Below are 21,133 nucleotides of genomic sequence, written 5' to 3'. Positions count from 1 at the left end.
TACTCTTCAACCTGCCTTCATCCGATCTCGATCCGCATGCCCGAACTCCCCTACAGCCCCGCCGCCGATCGCAACAAGCAGCCCATCCTCGATGCCTTGATCCGCCTCCTCGGCGAGCACGGCACCGCACTGGAGATCGCATCCGGCACGGGCCAACACGCCGCGTGGTTTGCAGCCTCGATGCCCCGATGGATCTGGCAGCCCACCGACGCAGACCCGCGCACCTTGCCCGCGCTCGCAAGCCGGGTCGCGGAAGCCGCACTGCCCAATCTCCGCGCGCCACTTCTGCTCGACGTGATGTCGCCCCGATGGCCATCGCAGGACACCGCATTCGCTGAAGGAGAAGAAGAAAAGTTCGATGCGATCTATTGCGCCAACATGCTGCACATCGCGCCGTGGGCCACATGCGCCGCCCTGATGCAAGGCGCCGCGCGGCATCTGCGTTCCAGCGGGTTGCTGATCACCTACGGGCCTTACTTCGAAGACGGCGTCCCAACGGCCCCGAGCAACATGGCGTTCGACCAGGACCTGCGTGCGCGCAATCCCGCCTGGGGCATCCGCCGCCTGGAAGACGTCGCGGCAGAGGCGCGCCGCGCGGGCCTTGCGTTGCGCGAGCGGCATGCGATGCCGTCAAACAACTTGCTGCTGGTCTTCGGCCGCTGAAATCAAGGCTCGCGAACCATGATCCAACTCTCTGCCCCGCCGCCCATACCCGGCTCTGCTTCTCTTCACACCATGCAAGAGCGCTTCATCGCCGACATCCTCAAGAACCGAAACAACCAGGCAATCCTTGCGCGATGGGATGCGCTGGCCCTTCCCGACGGATGGCTGGTCGCCGGCTGCCTCTTTCAAACGGTGTGGAACCTGCGGTCCGGCGCCGCGCCGGAAGCGGGCATCAAGGACTACGACCTGTTCTATTTCGACGCCGACGACACGAGCGAGGCGGGGGAGCGTCGTGTGCAGGCGCGAGCCGATGAGGCGCTGGGCGATCTCGGCATCACGGTCGAAGCCTCGAACCAGGCGCGTGTTCACCTCTGGTACGAATCGTATTTCTGCCACCCCTACGAGGCGCTCGGCAGCACGCGCGATGGCATCGACCGCTTCCTGGTTCCGGCGACATGCGTCGGCGTCCGGCCGGGCGAGCTCTATGCGCCGAACGGTCTCTCCATGTTGTACGACGGCGTGCTGACGATGAACCCGCTGATGCCGCATCGCGAGTTGTTCGACAAGAAAGCGGCGTCGTATCGCGCGCGATGGCCGTGGCTGCAGATTCAGCCGGGCGATCTTCCTCACGTTGAGACGGGCCCGACATGCTGAAGAAAACCCTTGCCGCATTCGGCCTGCTGCTCCTTGCAGTCATCGCCTACCTCGCCCTCTGGCCCGTCCCTGTCCGGCCTGTCGTCTGGTCCGCGCCCGCCGACCCCGGCTACACCGGCGCCTTCGCGGTCAACGATCATCTTGCGCAGCTCAACATGATCGACCTCGGCCGCGAAGAGGGCCCGGAGCACATCGCCATCGGTCCCGACGGCAAGCTCTACACCACGGTGCTGAGCGGCAACATCCTTCGCATGAACCCCGATGGCAGTGCGCAGGAGGCCTTCGTCAACACGGGTGGCCGCGTGCTCGGTTTCGACTTCGACTCAGCCGGCAATCTCATCGCGGCCGATGCCATCAAGGGGCTGCTTGCGATCAGCCCTTCGAAGCAGATCACCGTGCTCACCAACCAGGTCGACGGCCAGCCGATCCGCTATGCCGACGGCGTGGTGGTGGCGCGCGGCAGCGGCACGATGTATTTCACCGACGCATCGACCCGCTTCGCACCGGCCGAGTGGGGCGGCACCTTCGAGGCCAGCGTGCTCGACATCCTCGAGCAGTCCGCCACGGGCCGCGTGCTGGCCTACGACCCGGCCACCAAGGCCACGCGCGTCGTCGCGCGCGGCCTCGCGTTCGCGAACGGCATCGCATTGAGCGCCGACGAGAAAAGCCTGTTCGTTGCCGAGACCGGAAAGTACCGTGTCTGGAAGATCGGTATCGATGCGAGCAACCTCGACGTGGGCGAGAGCACCGCCAACCCACAAGCCGCCGTGCTGCTCGACAACCTCCCCGGCTACCCCGACAACCTGATGCGCGGGCTGGACGGCAAGATCTGGGTGGGCCTGGTGAAGCCGCGCAACCCGACCATCGACAAGCTCGCCGACAAGCCGTTCCTGCGCAGCGTGACGATGCGCCTGCCGCGTTCGCTGTGGCCGGTGCCGAAGGCGTATGGACATGTGGTCGCGTTCAGCGAGGACGGCAAGGTGCTTGCGAGCATGCAGGATGCGACGGGTGCGTACCCCGAGACCACGGCCGTCACTGAGACCCGTGATCGGCTCTATGTGCAGAGCCTGCATGCGAAGGGGCTGGGATGGTTGAAGCGCTAGCTGGGTTCTGAACGGACGCCGCAGATCGAGAAAACCATGGCTCACACAGGAAGGACTCGCCCCAATGCCCGCGTCAATCCGTGTGCGCCACCGCCTTGATCTCGATCAACTGATGCGGAAACGCAAGCCCCGACACGCCAACCAGCGTCACCGCCGGCCGGTGCGTTCCCATGTACGCCTTGAACACAGGCACCAGCGCTTCCGTATGCGCCTCTGGGTCGGTCACGTAGATCACCAGCTCCGCAAGGCTCGTCTTCGTCGCATTGAACCCCGCGAGCACGCGGTCGAGGTTCTCCAGCGTCTGGGTTGTCTGCGCCGCGATGTCGCCTTCGCCGACGAACGCGCCCTGCATGTCGTGCGAGAACTGCCCCGAGATGTAGAGGGTGCCATTCACGCTGTACCCTTGGCCGACGCCGAAGGCTTCTTCCCACGGCACGCCGTGGCTGTAGAGGACGGGCTGTTGTTTCATGTGTGCTTTCTTTCCTTCCGGACAGTGACTGATGAAGTGATGAACGACTGTAGTCACGCCATTGGCGAAGCGGCTTCTACACAGACGCGAAGCGCATTCCATCCCGGCCACCTCCATCCCCAGCCATGCAGCGCACGAACCTGAACGAGATCCTGGTCTTCATGGCTGTCGTCGACGAAGGCAGCTTCATCGCAGGCGGCCAGGCCATGGGCCTCACGCGCTCGGCGGCGGGCAAGGCCGTGGGCCGGCTCGAAGACAGGCTCGGCGTGCGGCTCTTGAATCGCACGACGCGCACGCTGAGCCTCACCGACGAGGGCCGGGTGTTCTACGAGCGCGGCCTGCTGATCCTCTCGGCGGTCGATGAGGCCGAGGCGAGCGTGGCGGGCCCCGGCGGCGCGCCGCGTGGGGTGCTTCGCCTCACCGTGCCCGATGCGTTCGGCCGGCTCGTGGTGCTGCCGCTGCTGCAGAAGTACCTCGCGGCATGGCCCGAGTTGCAGGCCGAGGTGAGCTTCAGCGACCGGCTGGCCGATGTCGTCGAAGATGGTTTCGACTTGGCCGTGCGGATTGGTGCGAGCGGGGAGAGCGCCGACACGGGGCTGGTGTCTCGCGTGGTCGCCAGGTACAAGGCGCTGCTGTGCGCGTCGCCCGCGTACCTCGCAGAGCGGGGTGAGCCGATGGACATCGACGCGCTCGCGGGCCACGACTGCCTGTTCTTCAGCAGCCGCAACCAAAGACAGAGCTGGCGCTTACGAGGCGAGGGCGGTGACTGGATCAAGGCTCAAGGGCGCAGCCGCCTGCGGCTGGACAGCGGAGAGGCCTTGCGCGATGCCGCCGCCGCCGGGCTCGGCATCGCGCTGCTTCCGGACTTCCTCGTGGCCGACGACCTGGCCGCGGGGCGCCTCCGGCAGGTGCTGCCCGGGTTCGACGCAGGCGACGTCAAGATCTTCGCGCTGTACCCGACCCGTCGGCTGCTGGAGCCGCGCGTGCGGCGGTTCATCGACCTGATGGCCGAAGAACTTCCCCGCTGAAGCGCAACACATGGATTCCTTGATCGAAGTTCTGGTGTGGCTCCTGATCGGCATCGCCGTCGGCCCGCTGCTGCTGCTCGGCATCTACGCGATCGCCAGCTACTTCGGGCTCGGCATCGCCGACCGCATCCTGGCGCTGACCGGCCGATTCCTCTCGCTGCAGTGGTTCAGCGGCGGCGTGCTGAACGCCGTGGGCGGGATTGCGCTCGCTGCGCTGGGGGTGTGGGCGGTGCTGCACTTCGATCCGCTCCTGCACCGGTTGCTCGCTGCCTTGCTGGTGCCGTTCGGGCTCTGGCGGGCTTACCTGGGCGTCGCGGTGCTCAGGGCGATCTCGAAGACGGAAGACTTGCCCTGAATGCCAGCCCACCTGCGCGGCGGGCACTTCACTGACCCTGAGAGAGTGCGATCGCATCGGCACCCGCCGGATACCGCAGCTTCGTGCTCGCATCGTTCGCGGCATGCCACACGGCCTCGGCCACATCCGCTTCGGTCGTCACCGCAGCTGGTCTTCCCAGCGCAGCGAAGATCGACTGCGCAAGCGGTGCATATGCCTCGGGAATCAGGCCCTGCATGCGCTCCGCCCCGTTTGCTGTGAAGCGCGTGCCCGGTCCATAGCCCGGCTCGACGAGCTTCACGCGCACGTTGAATGGTTCGAGTTCGAACGCGAGCGATTCGGTGAAGCCCTTGATCGCAGTCTTGCTCGCCGTGTACGCCGCCACGAGCGGCATGGGCGCCAGCGTGACGGTCGAAGTCACGTTGATGACCAGCCCCGACCTGCGCTGTCGAAACTGCGGCAGCACGGCGTGGGTCGTGGCCATCATGCCGAAGGTGTTGGTCTCGAAGATCTCGCGCACGGTGGCCATCGGCGTGGCCTCGAACGCGCCGAAGAGCCCGAGGCCGGCGTTGTTCACCAGCACGTCGATGGGACCGGCGGCTTCGAGCGCCGCCGCGATGCTCTCGGGCTTCGTCACATCCAGAGGCAGCACGCGCAGGCGTTCCGAGCGGGGCAGGAGTTCGGTGCGCGGCGTGCGCATGGTGGCGACGACATGCCAGCCCTGGGCGAGAAAGTGGCGCGCGGTTTCGAGGCCATAGCCTGAGGAGCAGCCGGTGATCAGCACGGTCTTCATTGGGTTTGTTTCCTTGGAGGTTTGGGTAGAAGGTGCGTCACGATATCGGCGATGGGGAGGACTTTCTATAATCAAAAGTCCATCATTTGTTTGCAGGAGTCCTGAATGATCGATCCGCTCGCAGAGGTCGTCTCGCTGCTTCGTCCGCGCGCGGTGTATTCGAAGGTGATCGGCGGCGCGGGCGCATGGGCGGTGCGTTATTCGGCCTTCGGAGAACCCAGCTTCTGCACGATGCTGGAGGGCGAATGCACCCTGGCCGTGGACGGGCAGGCGCCGCTCACGCTCGTGGCCGGCGATTTCGTGCTGATGCCGTCCACGCCCGGCTTCACGATGTCGGCCCTAGAGGCGGCAGAGCCTGTCTTCGTCGATCCCAGGCTGGCGCCCGCTCCAACGGACGAAATCCGCCACGGCAGGCAAGACGGTCCGCCGGATGTGCGAATGCTCGGCGGCTACTTCGCCTTCGATTCGCCGGACGCATCGCTGCTGGCGTCGCTGCTTCCGACGCTGCTGCACGTGCGCGACGTGGGGCGGCTTTCGGTGCTGGTGCAGCTCGTGCGCGAGGAGTCGATCGAAGCGAAGGCTGGGCGCGATCTGGTGCTCGAGCGGTTGGTCGAACTGCTGCTGATCGAGGCACTGCGCTCCACGCCCGGCGAAGGCGCGCCGCCGGGGCTGCTGCGCGGGTTGGCGGACCCGCGGTTGTCCGTCGTTCTACGGCACCTGCACGGCGACCCGGCGCAACCGTGGACGGTGGCCGAGCTCGCAAAGAAGGCGGCGCTGTCGCGTTCGGCGTTCTTCGAGCGCTTCCTGCGCGCGGTCGGGCTGCCGCCGATGGAGTACTTGCTGGCTTGGCGCATGGCCGTCGCGAAGAATCTGCTCGCCCGCGAGGATGTCGGCATTGCCGAAGTTGCCGAGCGCGTGGGTTATGGGTCGGCGAGCACATTCAGCACGGCGTTCAGCCGGCATGTGGGGCAATCGCCGGGGCGCTTCGCGCGGCAGCATTAGTCGGCGCTACGCTGCCGGCAATCGTCAATAGCGGCGCAGCGCCATGTCCGCGCCCACGGCCGTTCCTGGACCAGCGGCTTCTCAGCTCGGCCCGGATGCGTCGGACCGTGCGATCCGATGCCCAAGGCCTACGGCCATGTGGTCGCGCTCAACGAAGACGGCAAGGTGCCCGCGAGCATGCAGGAAGCGACGGGCGCTTACCCCGAGACCGCGGCTGTCACCGAACGCGTGATCGGCTCTATGCGCAGAGCCAGCATGCGAAGGGTCTGGAATGGTCGAGGCGCCAGTTCCGCGCGGTCACCGCACGCTGGGCACCGCGGTCGTCAACAGAGAAAGTGCACCGTTCAGGGTGGGAGTCGAATACCGCTCCCCCTTGGAGTGACCCAACCGCACGACGACAAGGTTGTGCGATGGAATCACCACGACGTACTGCCCACCGGCGCCGAGCATGTAGTAGGCCGTTGCCGGCGCAGCCAGGGTTCCCATGCCATTGATCCAGAAGAAGCCGCCGTAGATCGGGCGCTTGTCGGCCGCCCACGCGGGCGCGACGCTGCTCACGAACTTGACGAAGCCCTCCGGAAGAATGCGCTCGCCATTCCAGACGCCGTCCTGCAGATAGAGATTGCCCAGCCGCGCCCAGTCGCGTGCCGACATGAAGTCGTAGCCTTGGGTGAGAAAGTTGCCATAGGGATCGGTTTCGATCGTCATCGAGCGGATGCCGATCTTGTCGAAGATCTCGCGTTGGGGGAACGAGAAATAGTTTTCGCCGCGCTTCTCGACCGCAAGGCGCACGAGGTAGTTGGCGAGCACCGGGTCGGTGTTGCGATAGCGGCCCACCGCACCCGCGGGCCATTGCTGTGGCCGCGTGGCTGCATAGTTGAACGAATTGATGCGGCCCGTGTAGTAGTAGATGTGGTCGGGGTAGGTGCCGTTCGGGTCGAAGTCCGGATCGTCCGGGGCCTTGATGCGCAGGCCGCTGGACATGCGCAGGATGTCGGAGATGCGGATTTGCTGCCGCCCATCGCCCGCACCCTGCCATTCGGGAATTGGCGCCGGCTGGTCGAGCGTGTAGACGCCCTGCTTGATCAGCACGCCCATCATCGTGGCCACGACGCTCTTGCCCATCGACCACGATTCGAGCGGTGTCGTCGCGCCGATGCCGTTCATGTAGCGCTCGGCGATGATGCGGCCCTTGTGAGTGACCACGAAGGCCGTCGTGTATGCGTCCGGCGTGCCGAAGGCGGCGTCGATGGCCTGGGCCACCTTCGCCGCGTCGACTTCGCCGGGCAGCGGTCCGCCCGGCAGCACGTCACCCATCGGCCAGGGCAGGGTTGCGGGGTCGGCGAGCGCACTCGTGACCGGTACGGGCGTGAAGAAGACATCGTCCCGGCCCGGCGGCAGCGTGATGCAGCCCTGCGAGCCGAAATGCCGCGCCACCAGCGTCGGGCCATTGGGAATCGAGATGCGCACTTCCTTCTTGACGAGGTCCACCACCGGCTTGCCCACGTTCTTGCGCTGGTCGTAAGGGCCCACGAAATAGCCGACGCTTTCGGCGGCGACATCGGGATCGAGCCCGGTGATGAACACGGCGGAGCACATCGACTTCGCATACCCCGAGGTGTTGTGTTCCAGCACGTTGCCCGGCGGGGGGACATAGGGCGTGTTCAGTTCGAGGGCGCGCGCGCGGGCGATCAGCGCTTCGCGCGCCGGCAATTCAGCCGTGCTCGCGGGCGGTGGTGTGCCCGGGACACCGATGCCGATTCCTCCGCCGCCCCCGCCTCCGCCGCCGCCTCCTCCGCACGAAGCCACTGCCGCGGCAAGGCACAGTGCTGCACCGATTGTGGTGAGAGAGCTGCGGATCGAGAACTTCATGGACGGTCCTTGCGATGGGCGGCTTGCGGAGTGCAAACCCGACACCGGCAGGATTCTGCGCGAAGACCGCCGCATGGTCTCCTGGCTCTTTTCAGCATCCGCGCATGCGGTGAGAACCAAGGTTCGCATCTCGATGGCGAATCAGCTCATGCGCGCCACGTCGATGCCTCCGCGGACCCCGGCTGCCTGGGCTTCACGATTGGGTTTTTGCCTCGACCAGCGGCTCCAGCTCCACCCGCAGCCGCCGGATCGCCACTTCGTGCCGCAGCGTCTGCGCACCGCGCCCGTACGTCATCGCCTTGCGGACCAAACGTAGCTGCTCGCGCTGCAGTTGCGTCTTCAGCCGCCTGGCCCGCAGGCCGAAGGTCCAGCCCATCTCGCGGCGCACCTTGTAGCGCTGCAGCGGTGCGCCCAGGCGCATCCATTCGTCGTCGCGGATCAGCTCGCGTTCGGGCACGAAATACGCCGCGAGCGCATGGAGGTACGCGCCGTTCTCGCGCGCGGCAACGCGCCAGAAGAGCCCCGCCGCGACCATCGCGGGGATGCCCTTCACCGCGAGCATCACAGCCATCTCGCGGTAGCTGCCGTCGAAGAGGTCTTCGAGCCACGGCGAGTTCCAGATGAAGTGCATGGCCCACGCGAGCGCGAAGCACAGCACGGCCACGGCGATCCGCGTCACCTTCGATCGCTCCGGATGCAGCAGGAACCAGGCAACGCCGAAGGACGCGATCGTCGTGTAGGCCGCGTGACTCCAGAGGCCGCTCAGCAGCCCGCGCGTGAACAGGTTCAGCAGCACCGGGTAGACCTGGTTCTCGAGCGGAAAGTGCATCGAGGCGTTGACGGTGTAGCTCAGGTTCTCCACCACCTGGAAACCCAGGCCCGCCATGGCGCCGACGATCAGCACCGAGAGGTACGTCTGGAACTGGTTGCGCGCGACCAGCACCAGCAGGATGACGCCCGCGAGCTTCAGGAATTCCTCGGTGATCGGACCTGCGATGGCCGGCCCCCAGGCCGCCACGAAGTCCGGCGACACCAGCTTGGCGCACAGGCCCTGGATGGCGATGTTCGCCGGCGCGGCGAAGTACACCGCGCCCATTCCGCCCCATGCGAACGCGAGCACGAAGGCCTCGGGCGGGTGCTGCTCGAGCAGGTCCAGCGTGCGAAAGACAAGCAGGAAAAGCAGCGTGTAGATGCCCCACACCAGAAGGCCCAGCAACGCCGTGACGGGCACCACGCGAAAGCCCATCGAGAACATGTTGACCGTGTAGAAAAGGCCGTTGACGATCATCGCGGCCAGCAGCCAGAACGCTGCGCGATGGGGCTGCCAGAAGGAGTCGGTGCCCACCGGCCATTCGCCGCGATCCTGTTCGGGGCCGGCGAGTCTCTCTGTGCCCTCGGAACTCATGGCGAAGCCTCCAGGTCCATCGACTCCAGCATGCTGCGGGCCTCGGCCATCGCTTCGTTCAGGCCGTCGCTGGCGCCGTAGAAATCGATCTGCACGAGCGACTTTCGCTGAAGGTCGACCACCTGCCAGAACCGGCCCGCGAGCTTCGATCCGTAGTACGCGAAGGTCTTGCCCTGCAGGCCCCATGGCGTGACGAAATCGGAGATGTCTCCATCGATCTCCAGGCGCTGGCCGCGTTCCATGAGGCGCTGCTGCCGCACCAGCGGCCCGTCGGGCCCGCCCGCCCAGGGAGCGGTGGAGACCAGGAACTTGTGGCCGCCCTTGAAGAGCATCAACGACCTGCCGGCCTTGGAGCGGGCCACGTCCATCTCCCATCCGGCGGCGGGCTCGAACCTCGCATGGCCGACGGACACGGTCTGCCCCATGGGCAAGGGCCGCGCGCCGGGCGTGTGGTTGTTCCAGAAGGTGAGGCCGCCCACGTAGGCGGCGATGGCCAGGAGCACCGCGAGTGCGCCTGGCCAGGTGCGATACGGGATGCGGCGTGACGGCTCGGGCATGCCGCGATGCTGCCATACGGCAGGCCGCCGCTCGCTGCTCAGCCCTGCGTGCGCGCCTGCTTTCGGCGCCAGTCCCCGGGCGGCAGTCCGAAGCGCCGCTTGAAGGCCCGGCTGAACGCCGCTTCCGATTCGTAGCGCGCGTGGTCCGCGATGGTCTTGATCGGCAATTCGCTGCTCTTGAGGTGCCGTGCCGCCAGTTGCAGGCGCCAATGCCCCAGGTACTGCATCGGCGGCTGGTCGAGGAAGTGCTTGAACCGCTCGCCGAGCACGGTGCGCGAGACGCCCACGCCGCGTGCCAGCCGCTCCAGCGTCCAGTCTTCGAGCGGCGCCGCGTGCAGCAGCTTCAGTGCCGGTCCGGCCACCGCATCGTTGCAGGCCGCCAGCCAGCCCACCTCGCCGGCTGTCAGGGTCTGCATGTGCTTGCGCAGGATTTCCACAAACATCAGCTCGGTCAGGCGCGGGAGCATGGTCCGCCAGCCGGGTTGCGGCTTGCCGGCTTCGTTCACGGTGTGCCGGATGGTGGTCGCCAGCCATTGGTCGGAAGGCGTGCTGTCGGGCCGGATGTGCAGCACCTCCGGCAGGTGCCCGAGCACGGGGTGGAACAGCAGTTCGTCGCAGCGGATGAAGCCGCAGACGATGCTGGTGGACGCGCCGCCTCCGCCATGCTCGACCACCGGCATGCCGGTCCATGGCAACTGCGGCAGCAGTTGGCCGATGTGCACCGGCGCGGCGCTGTCGCCGCATCCGCCCAGGCGGTGGACGCCGCCCGATGGCAGCACCACCGCGTCCCCGCTGTCCAGCCGCACCGGTTCGCGGCCGGGCAGCGCCAGCAGGCAGCTGCCTGCTCCGACGATGTGAAAAGGGATCACGCGGCTCGAACCGAGCGCGAGCATCGCCGCGAGCTGCCCCGAGTCGGCGCTCGTGACCGACCAGGGCTCGCGAAACTCGGCGCGGAACAGCACCATGCCGGTGACGTGCATGCTTTCGAGCAGGTCCGAGAGCAGGTCGCCTGCCCCCGGGGCCATGTCGGGCGCCATGCCAGGCGGCGTGCCCGGCGTTGTTTGGATCAAGACTTCCGGCATTTCGGTCATGGCCTGCCTCCTGCACGAAGCGTACGCTGGCCTTTCTTCAATCACTCATCCGAAAGGAAGGCCGCAATGAACACCGAGACACGCGATCTGGTTGTTGTGGTGACGCATGGCATCGACCACGAATTGTCCTCCGTCGGGCTGGTGATCGCACTGGGCGGCATGACATCGGGGCTGAAAGTCTCCATCTTTCTCACGAGCTCGGGCGTCGACCTGGTCCGGCGCGGCGCCGCCGACACCACGCACGTCAAGCCGCTGGAACCCCTCGCGGACATGCTGCGCGACTTCGTCGCGCGCGGCGGCACGCTGTGGGCCTGCACCCCGTGCGTGAAAAGCCGCGGCTATACGCAGGAGAACCTGATGGAAGGCGTCGTCATCGCGGGGTCGAGCGTGATGCACGAACTCATCAAGCGAGGCGCCGCGACCCTCAGTTTCTGAGAGGCGCGGCAGCCGGGCCGCTACAGTCGGCCCACGTCCACCCGACCTGCCGCTCCTCCATGCCAGATACCGCCGTGCCCCCGCAGCGGGCCGAACGCCCGCGACGCCTGCAACCTTTCCGAGTGCCGCCGTTGCGTTGGCTCTCCATAGGCGTCTTCCTGCTGATGGCGGGTTGCGCCAGCCCTCCGGTGCCGCAGAGGACGCCGGTCTCCAACATCCCGCCGCTCACGACCGAGCAATCGAACAGCATCACGATCCATGCGCTCGGCCTCGTCGGCACGCCGTACCGCTATGGCGGCAACACGCCCGAGGGCGGCTTCGATTGCAGCGGGCTCATCGGCTATGTGTACCGCAGCAGCCTGGGGCAGGTGCCGCCCCGCACGGTCTCGCGCATGGCGTCGTTCGGCCGGCCGGTGGCGATGTCGGAAATTCGTTCCGGCGACCTGGTGCTGTTCGGCAACTCGACGCCATCGCACGCGGGCATCTATGTCGGCGACGGGCGCTTCGTGCATGCGCCGTCGACCGGCGGCGAGGTGCGGCTCGACCGGCTCGATGGCGTGTACTGGTCGCGGCAGCCGACGCAGGCGCGGCGGCCTTGAGCTTCTGAACTAGATATTCAGCGCCGGGAACGACTTCACCAGATCGTCCAGTGCCTTGAGCTGCGTCAGCAGCGGCTCCAGCTGTGCCAGCGGCAGCGCGCTCGGGCCGTCACACTTGGCCTCGGCCGGGTCCGGATGGGCTTCGAGAAAAAGACCGGCCAGGCCGACGGCCATGCCGGCACGCGCCAGGTCCACCAGTTGCTCCCGCCGGCCGCCGGAAGCGGCGGCGCCGGCCTCGCGCTGCTGCAGCGCATGGGTCACGTCGAAGATCACCGGCAGGTCTTGCGTCACCTTCTTCATGACGCCGAAGCCCAGCATGTCGACCACCAGGTTGTCGTAGCCGAAGCAGGTGCCGCGGTCGCACAGGATGATCTGTTCGTTGCCGGCTTCCTTGAACTTCTCGACGATGTTCAGCACCTGCGACGGGCTCAGGAACTGCGGCTTCTTGATGTTGATGACGCGGCCGGTCTTGGCGAGCGCCACCACCAGGTCGGTTTGCCGCGCGAGGAAGGCCGGCAGTTGCAGCACGTCGACCACCTCGGCGACCGGGGCCGCCTGCCAGGGCTCGTGCACGTCGGTCAGCAGCGGCACGCCGAATTCGGTCTTGACCTCCTGCAGGATCTTCAGGCCTTCGTCCAGGCCAGGGCCGCGGTACGAATGGATCGACGAGCGGTTGGCCTTGTCGAAGCTGCCCTTGAAGACATAGGGAATGCCCAGCTTGCCGGCAACGCGCACGAATTCGGCCGCGGTGCGCAGGGCCAGGTCGCGTGACTCGAGGACGTTGACGCCGCCGAACAGCACGAAGGCGCCGTCGTTGCGAACGTTGATCTGGGGATGGATGGTGACGGTGGACATGAGGGAGTTCTCCGGATACGTGGCGGCATTCTCGCGCCCCGCGGGGACGGGCGATCCGGCCGGGCCCGTGCGCACCTCGGGTTTTCCTCGGGTTTTCCATTACGCAGTGCCACGCGGCCCGCCCACGCGGTCCGACGGATGCCAACGCGCGCCCTTGCGGCAAGACTCCCGGGTTCCAATATCGAGGAGACATCCGCATGCAAACCCTCCGCCGCCACCTGGTGTGGCTGGTCGTGGCCGTCGTCGGCGCGTTCGCGCTCGGCACCGTGGCCCTGACCCGTGGTGAAAGCGTCAACGCCCTCTGGGTGGTGGCGGCCGCGATCTGCACCTACCTGATCGCCTACCGCTACTACAGCCTCTTCATCGCCGACAAGGTGCTGGGCCTGGACGGCAACCGCAAGACGCCCTCGCACCGCCACAACGACGGCCTGGACTATGTGCCGACCGACAAGAACGTGCTGTTCGGCCACCACTTCGCGGCCATCGCGGGCGCGGGCCCGCTGGTGGGGCCGGTGCTCGCGGCGCAGATGGGCTACCTGCCCGGATTGCTGTGGGTGCTGGCGGGCGTGGTGTTCGCCGGCGCGGTGCAGGACTTCATCATTCTCTTCATCTCCACGCGGCGCGACGGCCGTTCGCTGGGCGACCTCGTCAAGCAGGAGATGGGCGTGGTGCCCGGGATGATCGCGCTCTTCGGCACCTTCATGATCATGATCATCATCCTGGCGGTGCTGGCGCTGATCGTGGTGAAAGCACTGGCCGAATCGCCGTGGGGCACCTTCACGGTGGCCGCGACGATTCCGGTGGCGCTCTTCATGGGCATCTACCTGCGCTACATCCGCCCGGGGCGCATCGGCGAGGTGTCGCTGATCGGCTTCGTGCTGCTGATGCTCGCCATCTTCGGCGGGCAGGCCGTGAGCCAAAGCGCCGAATGGGCGCCGCTCTTCACCTTCGACGGCAAGGCGCTCACCTGGATGCTCGTGGGCTACGGCTTCATCGCCGCGAGCCTGCCGGTGTGGCTGCTGCTCGCGCCGCGCGACTACCTCTCGACCTTCCTGAAGATCGGCACGATCATCGCGCTGGCCATCGGCATCGTTTTCGTGATGCCGACAATGCAGATGCCGGCCATCACGCAGTTCGCGCAGGGCGGCGGGCCGGTGTGGTCGGGCAGCTTGTTCCCGTTCCTCTTCATCACCATCGCCTGCGGTGCGGTGTCGGGCTTTCATGCGCTCATCTCCTCGGGCACCACGCCCAAGATGCTCGACAACGAGCGCCATGCGCGCTTCATCGGCTACGGCGGCATGCTGGCCGAATCGTTCGTCGCGGTGATGGCGCTGGTGGCGGCCTCGTGCATCGAGCCGGGCATCTACTTCGCGATGAACAGCCCGGCAGCGCTGGTCGGCAGCACCGCGCAGCAGGCGGCGCAGACCATCTCGAGTTGGGGCTTCGTGGTCACGCCAGAGATGCTGCTGCAGACCGCCAAGGACGTGGGCGAGACCACGATCCTCGGCCGTGCAGGCGGCGCGCCGACGCTGGCCGTGGGCATGGCGCACATCCTTCACCAGGTGATCGGCGGCCAGGCCATGATGGCTTTCTGGTACCACTTCGCGATTCTGTTCGAGGCGCTCTTCATCCTCACCGCGGTGGACGCCGGCACGCGCGCTGGCCGCTTCATGCTGCAGGACTTGCTGGGCAGCTTCGTGCCCGCGCTCAAGCGCACCGATTCGCTGCCGGCCAACCTCGTGGCGACGGCGCTGTGCGTCGCGGCCTGGGGTTACTTCCTCTACCAGGGCGTGGTCGATCCGCTGGGCGGCATCAACACGCTGTGGCCGCTCTTCGGCATCTCCAACCAGATGCTTGCGGCCGTCGCGCTGCTGCTCGGCGTGGTGGTGCTGTTCCGCATGAAGCGCGAGCGCTATGCGTGGGTGGCCATCGCGCCGGCCGTGTGGCTGCTGGCCTGCACGCTCACGGCGGGCTGGCAGAAGATCTTCTCGGCCGACCCGAAGATCGGCTTCCTCTCGCACGCGGCCAAATACACCGAGGGCCTCGCCAACGGCGTGCTCGTGGCGCCGGCGAAGACGCCCGAGGCGATGTCGCGCATCGTCTTCAACGACCGGCTCGACGCGGCGCTGTGCGCGCTCTTCATGTTCGTGGTGCTGAGCGTGCTGGTCTACAGCATCAAGGCCTGTCTCGCGGCGCGCGCGGCCAACCGGCCGACGACGCAGGAGACGCCGTTCGAGCCGGCCGGCGCATCGGCTGCGGCGGCGCACTGAGCACGCCCATGGCCCTCGCATTGCCGGAAGCCGGGCGCTACTTCGCCCGCTCGCTCAAGCAGTCGCTGCGGCTGATGGTCGGCTTGCCCGACTACGACGCCTACCTGACCCACATGGCGGCCACGCATCCGGACCGGCCGCCGATGAGCTACGAGGCCTTCTTCCGCGAGCGACTGGAGGCGCGCTATGGGGCGGGCAAGGGGCGTTGCTGCTAGGCGCATCAGTTGTGCGACCCATCCGTTCGGGCTGAGCTTGTCGAAGCCTTGCGCCAGCACTTCGACAAGCTCAGTGTGAACGGACTGTTCTTGAATCCCAAGCCCTCGATACACAAACCCCGTTCGGGCTGAGCCTGTCGAAGCCTTGCGCCAGCACTTCGACAAGCTCAGTGTGAACGGACTGTTCTTGAATCCCAAGCCCTCGATACACAAACCCCATTCGGGCTGAGCTTGTCGAAGCCTTGCGCCAGCACTTCGACAAGCTCAGTGTGAACGGACTGTTCTTGAATCCCAAGCCCTCGATACACAAACCCCGTTCGGGCTGAGCCTGTCGAAGCCTTGCGCCAGCACTTCGACAAGCTCAGTGTGAACGGACTGTTCTTGAATCCCAAGCCCTCGATACACAAACCCCATTCGGGCAGAGCCTGTCGAAGCCTTGCGCCAGCACTTCGACAAGCTCAGTGTGAACGGACTGTTCTTGAATCCCAAGCCCTCGATACACAAACTGAATCGCCCCGGCTTTTGTGGAGGCTCAACACTCTGAGAGGATTGAGCCATGAAGAAGTCGAACAAGTTTTCACCCGAGGTGCGTGAGCGCGCGGTGAGGATGGTGCAGGAGCACCGCGGGGAGTACCCGTCGCTGTGGGCGGCAGTCGAGTCGATCGCACCGAAGATCGGCTGTGTGCCGCAGACGCTGAACGAATGGGTCAAGCGCGACGAGGTCGACAACGGCGTTCGAGAAGGCGTGACGACCAGCGAGGCCCAGCGGATGAAGGAGCTCGAACGCGAGGTCAAGGAGCTGCGCCGAGCCAACGAGATCCTGAAGCTGGCGAGCGCGTTTTTCGCCCAGGCGGAGCTCGACCGCCGGCTGAAGTCCTGAGGGATTTCATCGACAAGCATCGCGGCACCTTCGGGGTCGAGCCGATCTGCAAGGTCTTGCAGGTCGCCCCGTCGGGCTACCGGCGGCACGCGGCGCTGCTGCGTGAGCCGCACAAGCGCTGCGCCAGAGCACACCGCGACGATGTCCTCATGCCGGCGATACAGCGCGTCTGGCAGGCCAACATGCAGGTCTATGGCGCCGACAAGGTCTGGAGGCAACTGGCACGCGAAGGCACGGCTGTGGCCCGCTGCACAGTCGAGCGTCTGATGCGGCGCCTGGGGCTGAGAGGCGTAATGCGCGGCAAGGTGGTGAAGACCACGATCAGCGATGCCAGAGCACCATGCCCGCTGGATCGTGTCAACCGGCAGTTCCGAGCACAGCGCCCGAACCAGCTATGGGTCTCGGATTTCACGTACGTGTCGACATGGCAGGGCTGGCTGTACGTCGCCTTCGTGATCGATGTGTTCGCCCGACGCATCGTGGGCTGGCGGGTCAGCAACTCGATGCGCACGGACTTCGTGCTCGATGCTTTGGAGCAAGCGCTGTACGACCGTCAACCCGAACGCGACGGCAGCTTGATTTGTCACTCCGATCGCGGGTCGCAATACGTCAGCATCCGATACACCGAACGGCTTGCAGAGGCTGGCATCGAGCCATCAGTGGGAAGCAAAGGCGACTCCTATGACAACGCCCTGGCCGAGACGATCAACGGCCTCTATAAGGCCGAGTTGATCCATCGCCGAGCACCGTGGAAGACCAAGGAGGCGGTGGAGTTCGCGACGCTCGAGTGGGTGGCCTGGTTCAACCACCATCGCCTGCTCGAACCCATCGGCTACATCCCGCCTGCAGAAGCTGAGGCAAACTATTACCGGCAACTCGCCAGTCAGACCGCCAAGATGGCGGCTTGACTTAAACCAATCGGCCTCCATGAAAGCCGGGGCGATTCAAACCCCATTCGGGCAGAGCCTGTCGAAGCCTTGCGCCAGCACTTCGACAAGCTCAGTGTGAACGGACTGTTCTTGAATCCCAAGCCCTCGATACACAAACCCCGTTCGGGCTGAGCCTGTCGAAGCCTTGCACACGGCTTCAGTCACCTGTTGTTGTTCGCTTGACCCGCTCGGAGCGCGGGTGCTAGCCTGCTCCGCCTGCAAGGAGCAGGCTTTCTTTTTCGTGCCGGGCTGATGCCGCACATCGAACGAACAACAGAAACGGACCTCATGACTTTTCCCAAGCGCCCATCCCCCTTCAAGAACCCCGCGCCGATGCGCGTCGCCTGCCAGAGCGCGCTGCTTGCCTGCGCATTGCTCGCCGCGGCCGGCAACGCCATGGCCCAGAAGCCGCATCAGGGCGCGCTCGATGCGGCCACGCAGCAGAAGGACGAGGCGCTGAGGCTGCTGGAGCGCATGGTCAACATCGACTCCGGCTCGACCGTCACGGAGGGGCTCGACAAGGTGCGAGAGATGGCCGTCGAGGAACTTCGCCAGCTCGGCGCGCGCATCGAGACCTTTCCGGCCGACCCGCACCCCGGCACCAACGTGGTCGCCACGCTGACGGGGCAGGGCAAGAAAAAGATCCTGATCCTCGCGCACATCGACACCGTGTTCAAGGACGGCACCGCCGCAGCCAAGCCGTTCTATATCAAGGACGGCCGCGCCTACGGCCCCGGCGTGATGGACAACAAGGGCGGCGTCGTCGCCGGTCTGCAGGCGCTCAAGGTGCTGCAGAAGATCGGCTTCAAGGACTACGGGCAGATCACCTTCCTCATCGACACGAACGAGGAGATGGGTTCGGTGGGCACCACCGCGCTCATCGAGCGCGTGGCCAAGCAGCACGACGTGGCACTGAACCTGGAGCCGGGCCGCCCGGCCGACGGCCTCGTGGTGGAGCGCAAGGGCTCGGCCACCGCGCTCGTCGAGGTGAAGGGCCTGGCCGCGCACGCGGGCGTTGCGCCCGAAACCGGCCGCAACGCGGCGATGGAAGTCGCGCACCAGGTGCTGCAGCTCTCCAAGACGGCGGACGCTGCGAAGAAGACCACGGTCAACTTCACGGTGCTCACGGCCAATGGCGCGACCAACGTGATTCCCGCGAGCGCGAGCGCCAAGGGCGACGTGCGCGTGGCCACGCCCGAGGAGTTCGACCGCGTCGAGAAGGACATGGTGCGCATCTCGCAGAACAAGCTGATCCCTGAGACCGAAGTGCGCGTGCGCCTCGTGCGCGGACTGCCGCCGATGCCGCGTTCGCCCGCATCGGACAAGCTGGTGAAGATGGCCGAAGGCATCTACGCCGAGATCGGCAAGAAGCTCACCATCGAGAGCAGCGGCGGCGCGGCCGATGCGAGCCTCGTGGCCGGCGTGGGCGTGCCGGTGCTCGACGGCTTCGGCATCGTGGGCGGCGGCATCCACACGCCGGAGGAATACGCCGAGGTCGAGAGCGTGGTGCCGCGTGTCTACCTGCTGTCGCGCATGCTGATGGACCTGAGCGCCAACTGAGCGCGCACCAGGCACCCACCGGACAGATCAGCCTCAGTCGCCGGCTGAGGCGCCCTGCGCGAATTCCAGTTTTTCTTTTGGCGCGCGCGAGGCCACGATGGCTCCTCATCAATGACATGAGGAGAACGTCGATGGCATCCGAACTCAGCCAGCTCGCGAGCTGGTCGCTGCGCTGGCGCATTTTTCTCTCGGGCGTGCTCTGCCTCATGGCGGCGTTCGCCGCGGCGGGCCCGTCGGACCGCAGCCTCGAACTGCATGCGGCGCAGCGCTTCCAGCTTGCGCTCGAAGCCCAGACCGCCCGCGACTACCGCACGATGCTCGTGCAACTGCGCGAGGCCGCCACGCAGGGCGATGCCGAAGCGCAGGAAATGCTCGGCATGGTGTTGCTCACAGGACCGGTGCTCTATGGCATGTCGGTGCGGGCCGATCGCTGCGAGGCGCGCCAGTGGATGCGCCAGGCCGCGATGCAGGGGAGCGAAACCGCGAAGGTCCAACTCACGTTTCTCAATCGCTTACGCAATTCGCCGGTGGGCGTGAGCGCTTGCGATTGATTGACGTGAAGCGAGCGGGCACGAGCGGCCCGCTCGTTGCGCTTCAGGGCGCTCTTGACGCGCTGAGCAGGTAGTCGGTCACCTCGTCGGAGAACCACGTGAGTTGTCCATCGACGATCACGCCGTCCGAGCCGCCCGGGTCGGGCTGCACGGTGGGCATGCCGTGCGCGACCAGCGCCTCGGCGCAGCCGACCCAGTCGCCGTCGTCGGTGGGCTGGTTGAGCGAGGCCCACGACAGCGAGCCGCGGACGTTGTCGCCGAAGCCGTGTCGCTCAGTCCATGCGGCGCCGTGCGCGAGCAGGAAGCGTGCGAGCGCCGCATCGCCGCGGAACACCGCCTGGTTCAGCGCGGAGCCGTCCAAGTCGCCGCCAGTCGTGGCGATCGGCCAGCCGAGCTCGACCATGAGCTGCACGGCCGCGCCGCAGCCCGGCTGCGCGGCGAGCTCGGGGAGCAGGCGCAGCTGCGCGGGGGACAACGTGGAAAGCACCTTTGGATGTTCTTGCTGGAGGCGCCGTGCGGTGGGCTCATCGCCGCGCGCGCACGCGGCAACGAACTCCTCATCGAGCGGCAACTGCGCATCGCCGCCGATTCGCTGCGCGAGCAATCGCGCCACGTCCGTGAGGCCGAAGCGCAACGCCAGCGTGTGCGCATCGATGCCCTCGGGCGTGCGCGCCGACGCATCGGCACCGGCATCCAGCAGCGCCTCGATGTGCGCGGCCGAGCGCCGCCGCCGGATGGCCCACAGCAGCGGCCGTCCCCAACTGCTTGAGGGTTCTCCGGGCGCGGCCTCGTTCGGATCGCCGCCGTGGGCGAGCAGCAGCTGCAGCGATTCGAGCTGGTCGAGGTCGAGTACGCGGTAGAGCGCGTTTGTGCCGCCGACACGCGCACCGGCCTTCAGCAGCAGGCGCGTGCAGGCGGGTTCTTCGACCGAGTGATAGAGCGATTCGCCGTCGTTCGGGTCGGCACCGGCGTCCAGCAGCAGCCGCGTGATGTCCACATCGCGGTTCTGTCCCGCTGCGCCGTACAGCGCGGACAGGCGGTCTGTTTCGGACGGCGCAGCGAGCGATGCGGGCGGCCAGCGGCTGCCGATGGTCTGGTTCGGATCGGCGCCAGCGTCGAGCAGCAGCTTCGCGCAGGTGCGCAGGCGCTCGCGAAAGGCCGGCAACTGCACCAGGCTGGAGTACGCGACGGCATTGAGCGGCGGCAGCAGCAGCGGACCGCCTGCGCGTCGGACCCATTCAGGATCGCGTGCGATCGCCTGGCGCAGCACGTCGGCATCGCCGATGGCGCAGGCGAGGTACGGGTCATCGCCCAGGAGGCCCGGGCTCTCTTCGAGCAGGCGCGCGGCCACCGCGGGACGGGCCAGGTTGTTGCCGCCCGAGATCTCGCCCGCATACGCGGCGCGCAGCCAGAGCAGCACTGCGCGCGCCGGGTCGTTCGCCTGCGCGATGCGGGCAAGCACGAAGCCCTGCAGATCGACCCACGACATGAAGCCGTACTCGCGCGCGAGGCACGACTGCGCATCGTGCAGGCGCAGGCCGAGCGCTGCAATGGCGGGGTCGTCTTTGCGGGCGGCGGCAGGGAGGGCGTCGCGGAACCGGGAGAAGGCGGCGGGGTCGCCGCGGCGGTAGCTGGCAAGCAGCTCTTTGGCTTGCTTCTTGAGATGCCCGAGATCGGGCCGAGCGGGAATGCGTTTCACATGAACCTCCGTGCATGAAGCGCCGACGACCCGCAAATCCGGCTGCACAAAGGAGCTGGTGAATGGCGCCGCGCGAGCGCGCGGCAGCATGCGAAAGCAAGTGGGTTCAACCCTTCCCGCGGGCCCGGGCGCGGCTTGCACCGCGGGGGCGATGTTAGGGCATGAGGCG

Annotated in this window: 21 protein-coding genes and 1 other annotated feature; of the genes, 13 read left to right on the top strand and 8 right to left on the bottom strand. The window is 66.7% G+C overall.

The genetic code is table 11. The annotated features are described in order from the left end of the window. Positions 1-36: 36 nt before the first annotated feature. The 3 genes from VARPA_RS23130 to VARPA_RS23120 all read left to right on the top strand — a co-directional run bounded on the left by VARPA_RS23130 (position 37) and on the right by VARPA_RS23120 (position 2,420). Positions 37-663 (top strand): DUF938 domain-containing protein, encoded by a 627-nt coding sequence (locus VARPA_RS23130; RefSeq protein ID WP_013543005.1) that lies wholly within the window; start codon positions 37-39, stop codon positions 661-663. A 72-nt stretch (positions 664-735) separates the two neighbouring features. Next, positions 736-1,317 carry a nucleotidyltransferase family protein gene (locus tag VARPA_RS23125; RefSeq protein WP_041943016.1) on the top strand — a complete coding sequence of 194 codons (582 nt, stop codon included), beginning with the start codon at positions 736-738 and terminating at the stop codon, positions 1,315-1,317. After that, positions 1,311-2,420, top strand: a complete 1,110-nt coding sequence (locus tag VARPA_RS23120; RefSeq protein WP_013543003.1) for an SMP-30/gluconolactonase/LRE family protein — start codon at positions 1,311-1,313, stop codon at positions 2,418-2,420. The genes VARPA_RS23125 and VARPA_RS23120 overlap by 7 nt, the downstream gene beginning before the upstream one ends. A 73-nt stretch (positions 2,421-2,493) precedes the next feature. On the opposite strand, the gene VARPA_RS23115 is transcribed toward VARPA_RS23120, so the two are convergent. Beyond that, positions 2,494-2,889, bottom strand: coding sequence for a RidA family protein (locus tag VARPA_RS23115; RefSeq protein WP_013543002.1), 396 nt, complete (start codon positions 2,887-2,889; stop codon positions 2,494-2,496). A 125-nt stretch (positions 2,890-3,014) separates the two neighbouring features. On the opposite strand from VARPA_RS23115, the gene VARPA_RS23110 reads away from it, so the two are divergent. Together VARPA_RS23110 and VARPA_RS23105 are read left to right on the top strand one after the other, a co-directional pair. Then, positions 3,015-3,917, top strand: a complete 903-nt coding sequence (locus VARPA_RS23110; RefSeq protein ID WP_013543001.1) for a LysR family transcriptional regulator — start codon at positions 3,015-3,017, stop codon at positions 3,915-3,917. Positions 3,918-3,927: 10 nt separating this feature from the next. Then, a complete protein-coding gene (locus VARPA_RS23105) occupies positions 3,928-4,272 on the top strand; it encodes a hypothetical protein (protein WP_013543000.1) in 345 nt (114 codons plus the stop codon). Between the two features lie 28 nt (positions 4,273-4,300). Here VARPA_RS23105 and VARPA_RS23100 read toward each other — a convergent pair whose 3' ends face one another. Further along, positions 4,301-5,044 (bottom strand): SDR family oxidoreductase, encoded by a 744-nt coding sequence (locus VARPA_RS23100; RefSeq protein WP_013542999.1) that lies wholly within the window; start codon positions 5,042-5,044, stop codon positions 4,301-4,303. 105 nt (positions 5,045-5,149) lie between these two features. Between VARPA_RS23100 and VARPA_RS23095 the strand changes: the two genes are divergently transcribed. Further along, the gene (locus tag VARPA_RS23095; protein ID WP_013542998.1) at positions 5,150-6,046 is read left to right on the top strand and encodes an AraC family transcriptional regulator; all 897 of its coding nucleotides are present in this window, start codon (positions 5,150-5,152) and stop codon (positions 6,044-6,046) included. A 297-nt stretch (positions 6,047-6,343) separates the two neighbouring features. On the opposite strand, the gene VARPA_RS23090 is transcribed toward VARPA_RS23095, so the two are convergent. The 4 genes from VARPA_RS23090 to VARPA_RS23075 form a co-directional block, all read right to left on the bottom strand. Then, positions 6,344-7,918: a serine hydrolase domain-containing protein gene (locus tag VARPA_RS23090; RefSeq protein WP_013542997.1), complete on the bottom strand. Its 1,575-nt coding sequence runs from the start codon at positions 7,916-7,918 to the stop codon at positions 6,344-6,346. A 193-nt stretch (positions 7,919-8,111) separates the two neighbouring features. Continuing rightward, positions 8,112-9,323: a PrsW family intramembrane metalloprotease gene (locus tag VARPA_RS23085; protein WP_013542996.1), complete on the bottom strand. Its 1,212-nt coding sequence runs from the start codon at positions 9,321-9,323 to the stop codon at positions 8,112-8,114. Beyond that, positions 9,320-9,880 (bottom strand): hypothetical protein, encoded by a 561-nt coding sequence (locus tag VARPA_RS23080; RefSeq protein WP_013542995.1) that lies wholly within the window; start codon positions 9,878-9,880, stop codon positions 9,320-9,322. The genes VARPA_RS23085 and VARPA_RS23080 overlap by 4 nt, the downstream gene beginning before the upstream one ends. A gap of 38 nt (positions 9,881-9,918) precedes the next feature. Further along, complete coding sequence (locus VARPA_RS23075; protein WP_013542994.1) at positions 9,919-10,971, bottom strand: AraC family transcriptional regulator; 1,053 nt, start codon at positions 10,969-10,971, stop codon at positions 9,919-9,921. Between the two features lie 66 nt (positions 10,972-11,037). Between VARPA_RS23075 and VARPA_RS23070 the strand changes: the two genes are divergently transcribed. Together VARPA_RS23070 and VARPA_RS23065 are read left to right on the top strand one after the other, a co-directional pair. Further along, positions 11,038-11,406: a DsrE family protein gene (locus VARPA_RS23070; RefSeq protein WP_013542993.1), complete on the top strand. Its 369-nt coding sequence runs from the start codon at positions 11,038-11,040 to the stop codon at positions 11,404-11,406. 164 nt (positions 11,407-11,570) lie between these two features. Further along, on the top strand, positions 11,571-12,005 hold the full coding sequence (locus tag VARPA_RS23065) for a C40 family peptidase (RefSeq protein ID WP_049794459.1): 435 nt from the start codon (positions 11,571-11,573) through the stop codon (positions 12,003-12,005). Between the two features lie 9 nt (positions 12,006-12,014). On the opposite strand, the gene kdsA is transcribed toward VARPA_RS23065, so the two are convergent. After that, positions 12,015-12,860: a 3-deoxy-8-phosphooctulonate synthase gene (gene kdsA / locus VARPA_RS23060; protein WP_041943014.1), complete on the bottom strand. Its 846-nt coding sequence runs from the start codon at positions 12,858-12,860 to the stop codon at positions 12,015-12,017. Positions 12,861-13,057: 197 nt separating this feature from the next. On the opposite strand from kdsA, the gene VARPA_RS23055 reads away from it, so the two are divergent. From VARPA_RS23055 to VARPA_RS23030, 5 genes are all read left to right on the top strand, one after another. Next, complete coding sequence (locus VARPA_RS23055; RefSeq protein ID WP_013542990.1) at positions 13,058-15,130, top strand: carbon starvation CstA family protein; 2,073 nt, start codon at positions 13,058-13,060, stop codon at positions 15,128-15,130. A gap of 8 nt (positions 15,131-15,138) precedes the next feature. Then, positions 15,139-15,345: a YbdD/YjiX family protein gene (locus tag VARPA_RS23050; protein WP_013542989.1), complete on the top strand. Its 207-nt coding sequence runs from the start codon at positions 15,139-15,141 to the stop codon at positions 15,343-15,345. A 556-nt stretch (positions 15,346-15,901) separates the two neighbouring features. Further along, positions 15,902-17,133 (top strand): IS3 family transposase gene (locus tag VARPA_RS23040; protein ID WP_416367497.1). Its coding sequence is split into 2 segments (ribosomal slippage): positions 15,902-16,193 and positions 16,193-17,133, totalling 1,233 coding nucleotides; the frame shifts between segments, so codons are not numbered across the junction. Next, positions 16,180-16,296: a sequence feature (AL1L pseudoknot), on the top strand. It overlaps the preceding gene by 117 nt. Positions 17,134-17,442: 309 nt before the next feature. After that, positions 17,443-18,714 (top strand): glutamate carboxypeptidase, encoded by a 1,272-nt coding sequence (locus tag VARPA_RS23035; RefSeq protein WP_013542988.1) that lies wholly within the window; start codon positions 17,443-17,445, stop codon positions 18,712-18,714. Between the two features lie 131 nt (positions 18,715-18,845). Further along, positions 18,846-19,265, top strand: coding sequence for a sel1 repeat family protein (locus tag VARPA_RS23030; RefSeq protein ID WP_013542987.1), 420 nt, complete (start codon positions 18,846-18,848; stop codon positions 19,263-19,265). Between the two features lie 43 nt (positions 19,266-19,308). Here the strand turns inward: VARPA_RS23030 and VARPA_RS23025 are convergent, their stop codons facing one another. Beyond that, entirely contained in the window at positions 19,309-20,964 is a 1,656-nt protein-coding gene (locus VARPA_RS23025) for an ankyrin repeat domain-containing protein (RefSeq protein ID WP_013542986.1), read from the bottom strand. Positions 20,965-21,133: the final 169 nt, after the last annotated feature.

The sequence above is a fragment of the Variovorax paradoxus EPS genome (assembly GCF_000184745.1).
Taxonomy (GTDB): domain Bacteria; phylum Pseudomonadota; class Gammaproteobacteria; order Burkholderiales; family Burkholderiaceae_C; genus Variovorax; species Variovorax paradoxus_C.
The sequence above is the reverse complement of the archived record's forward strand: the minus strand, read 5'-3'. Positions and strand labels throughout refer to the sequence as shown.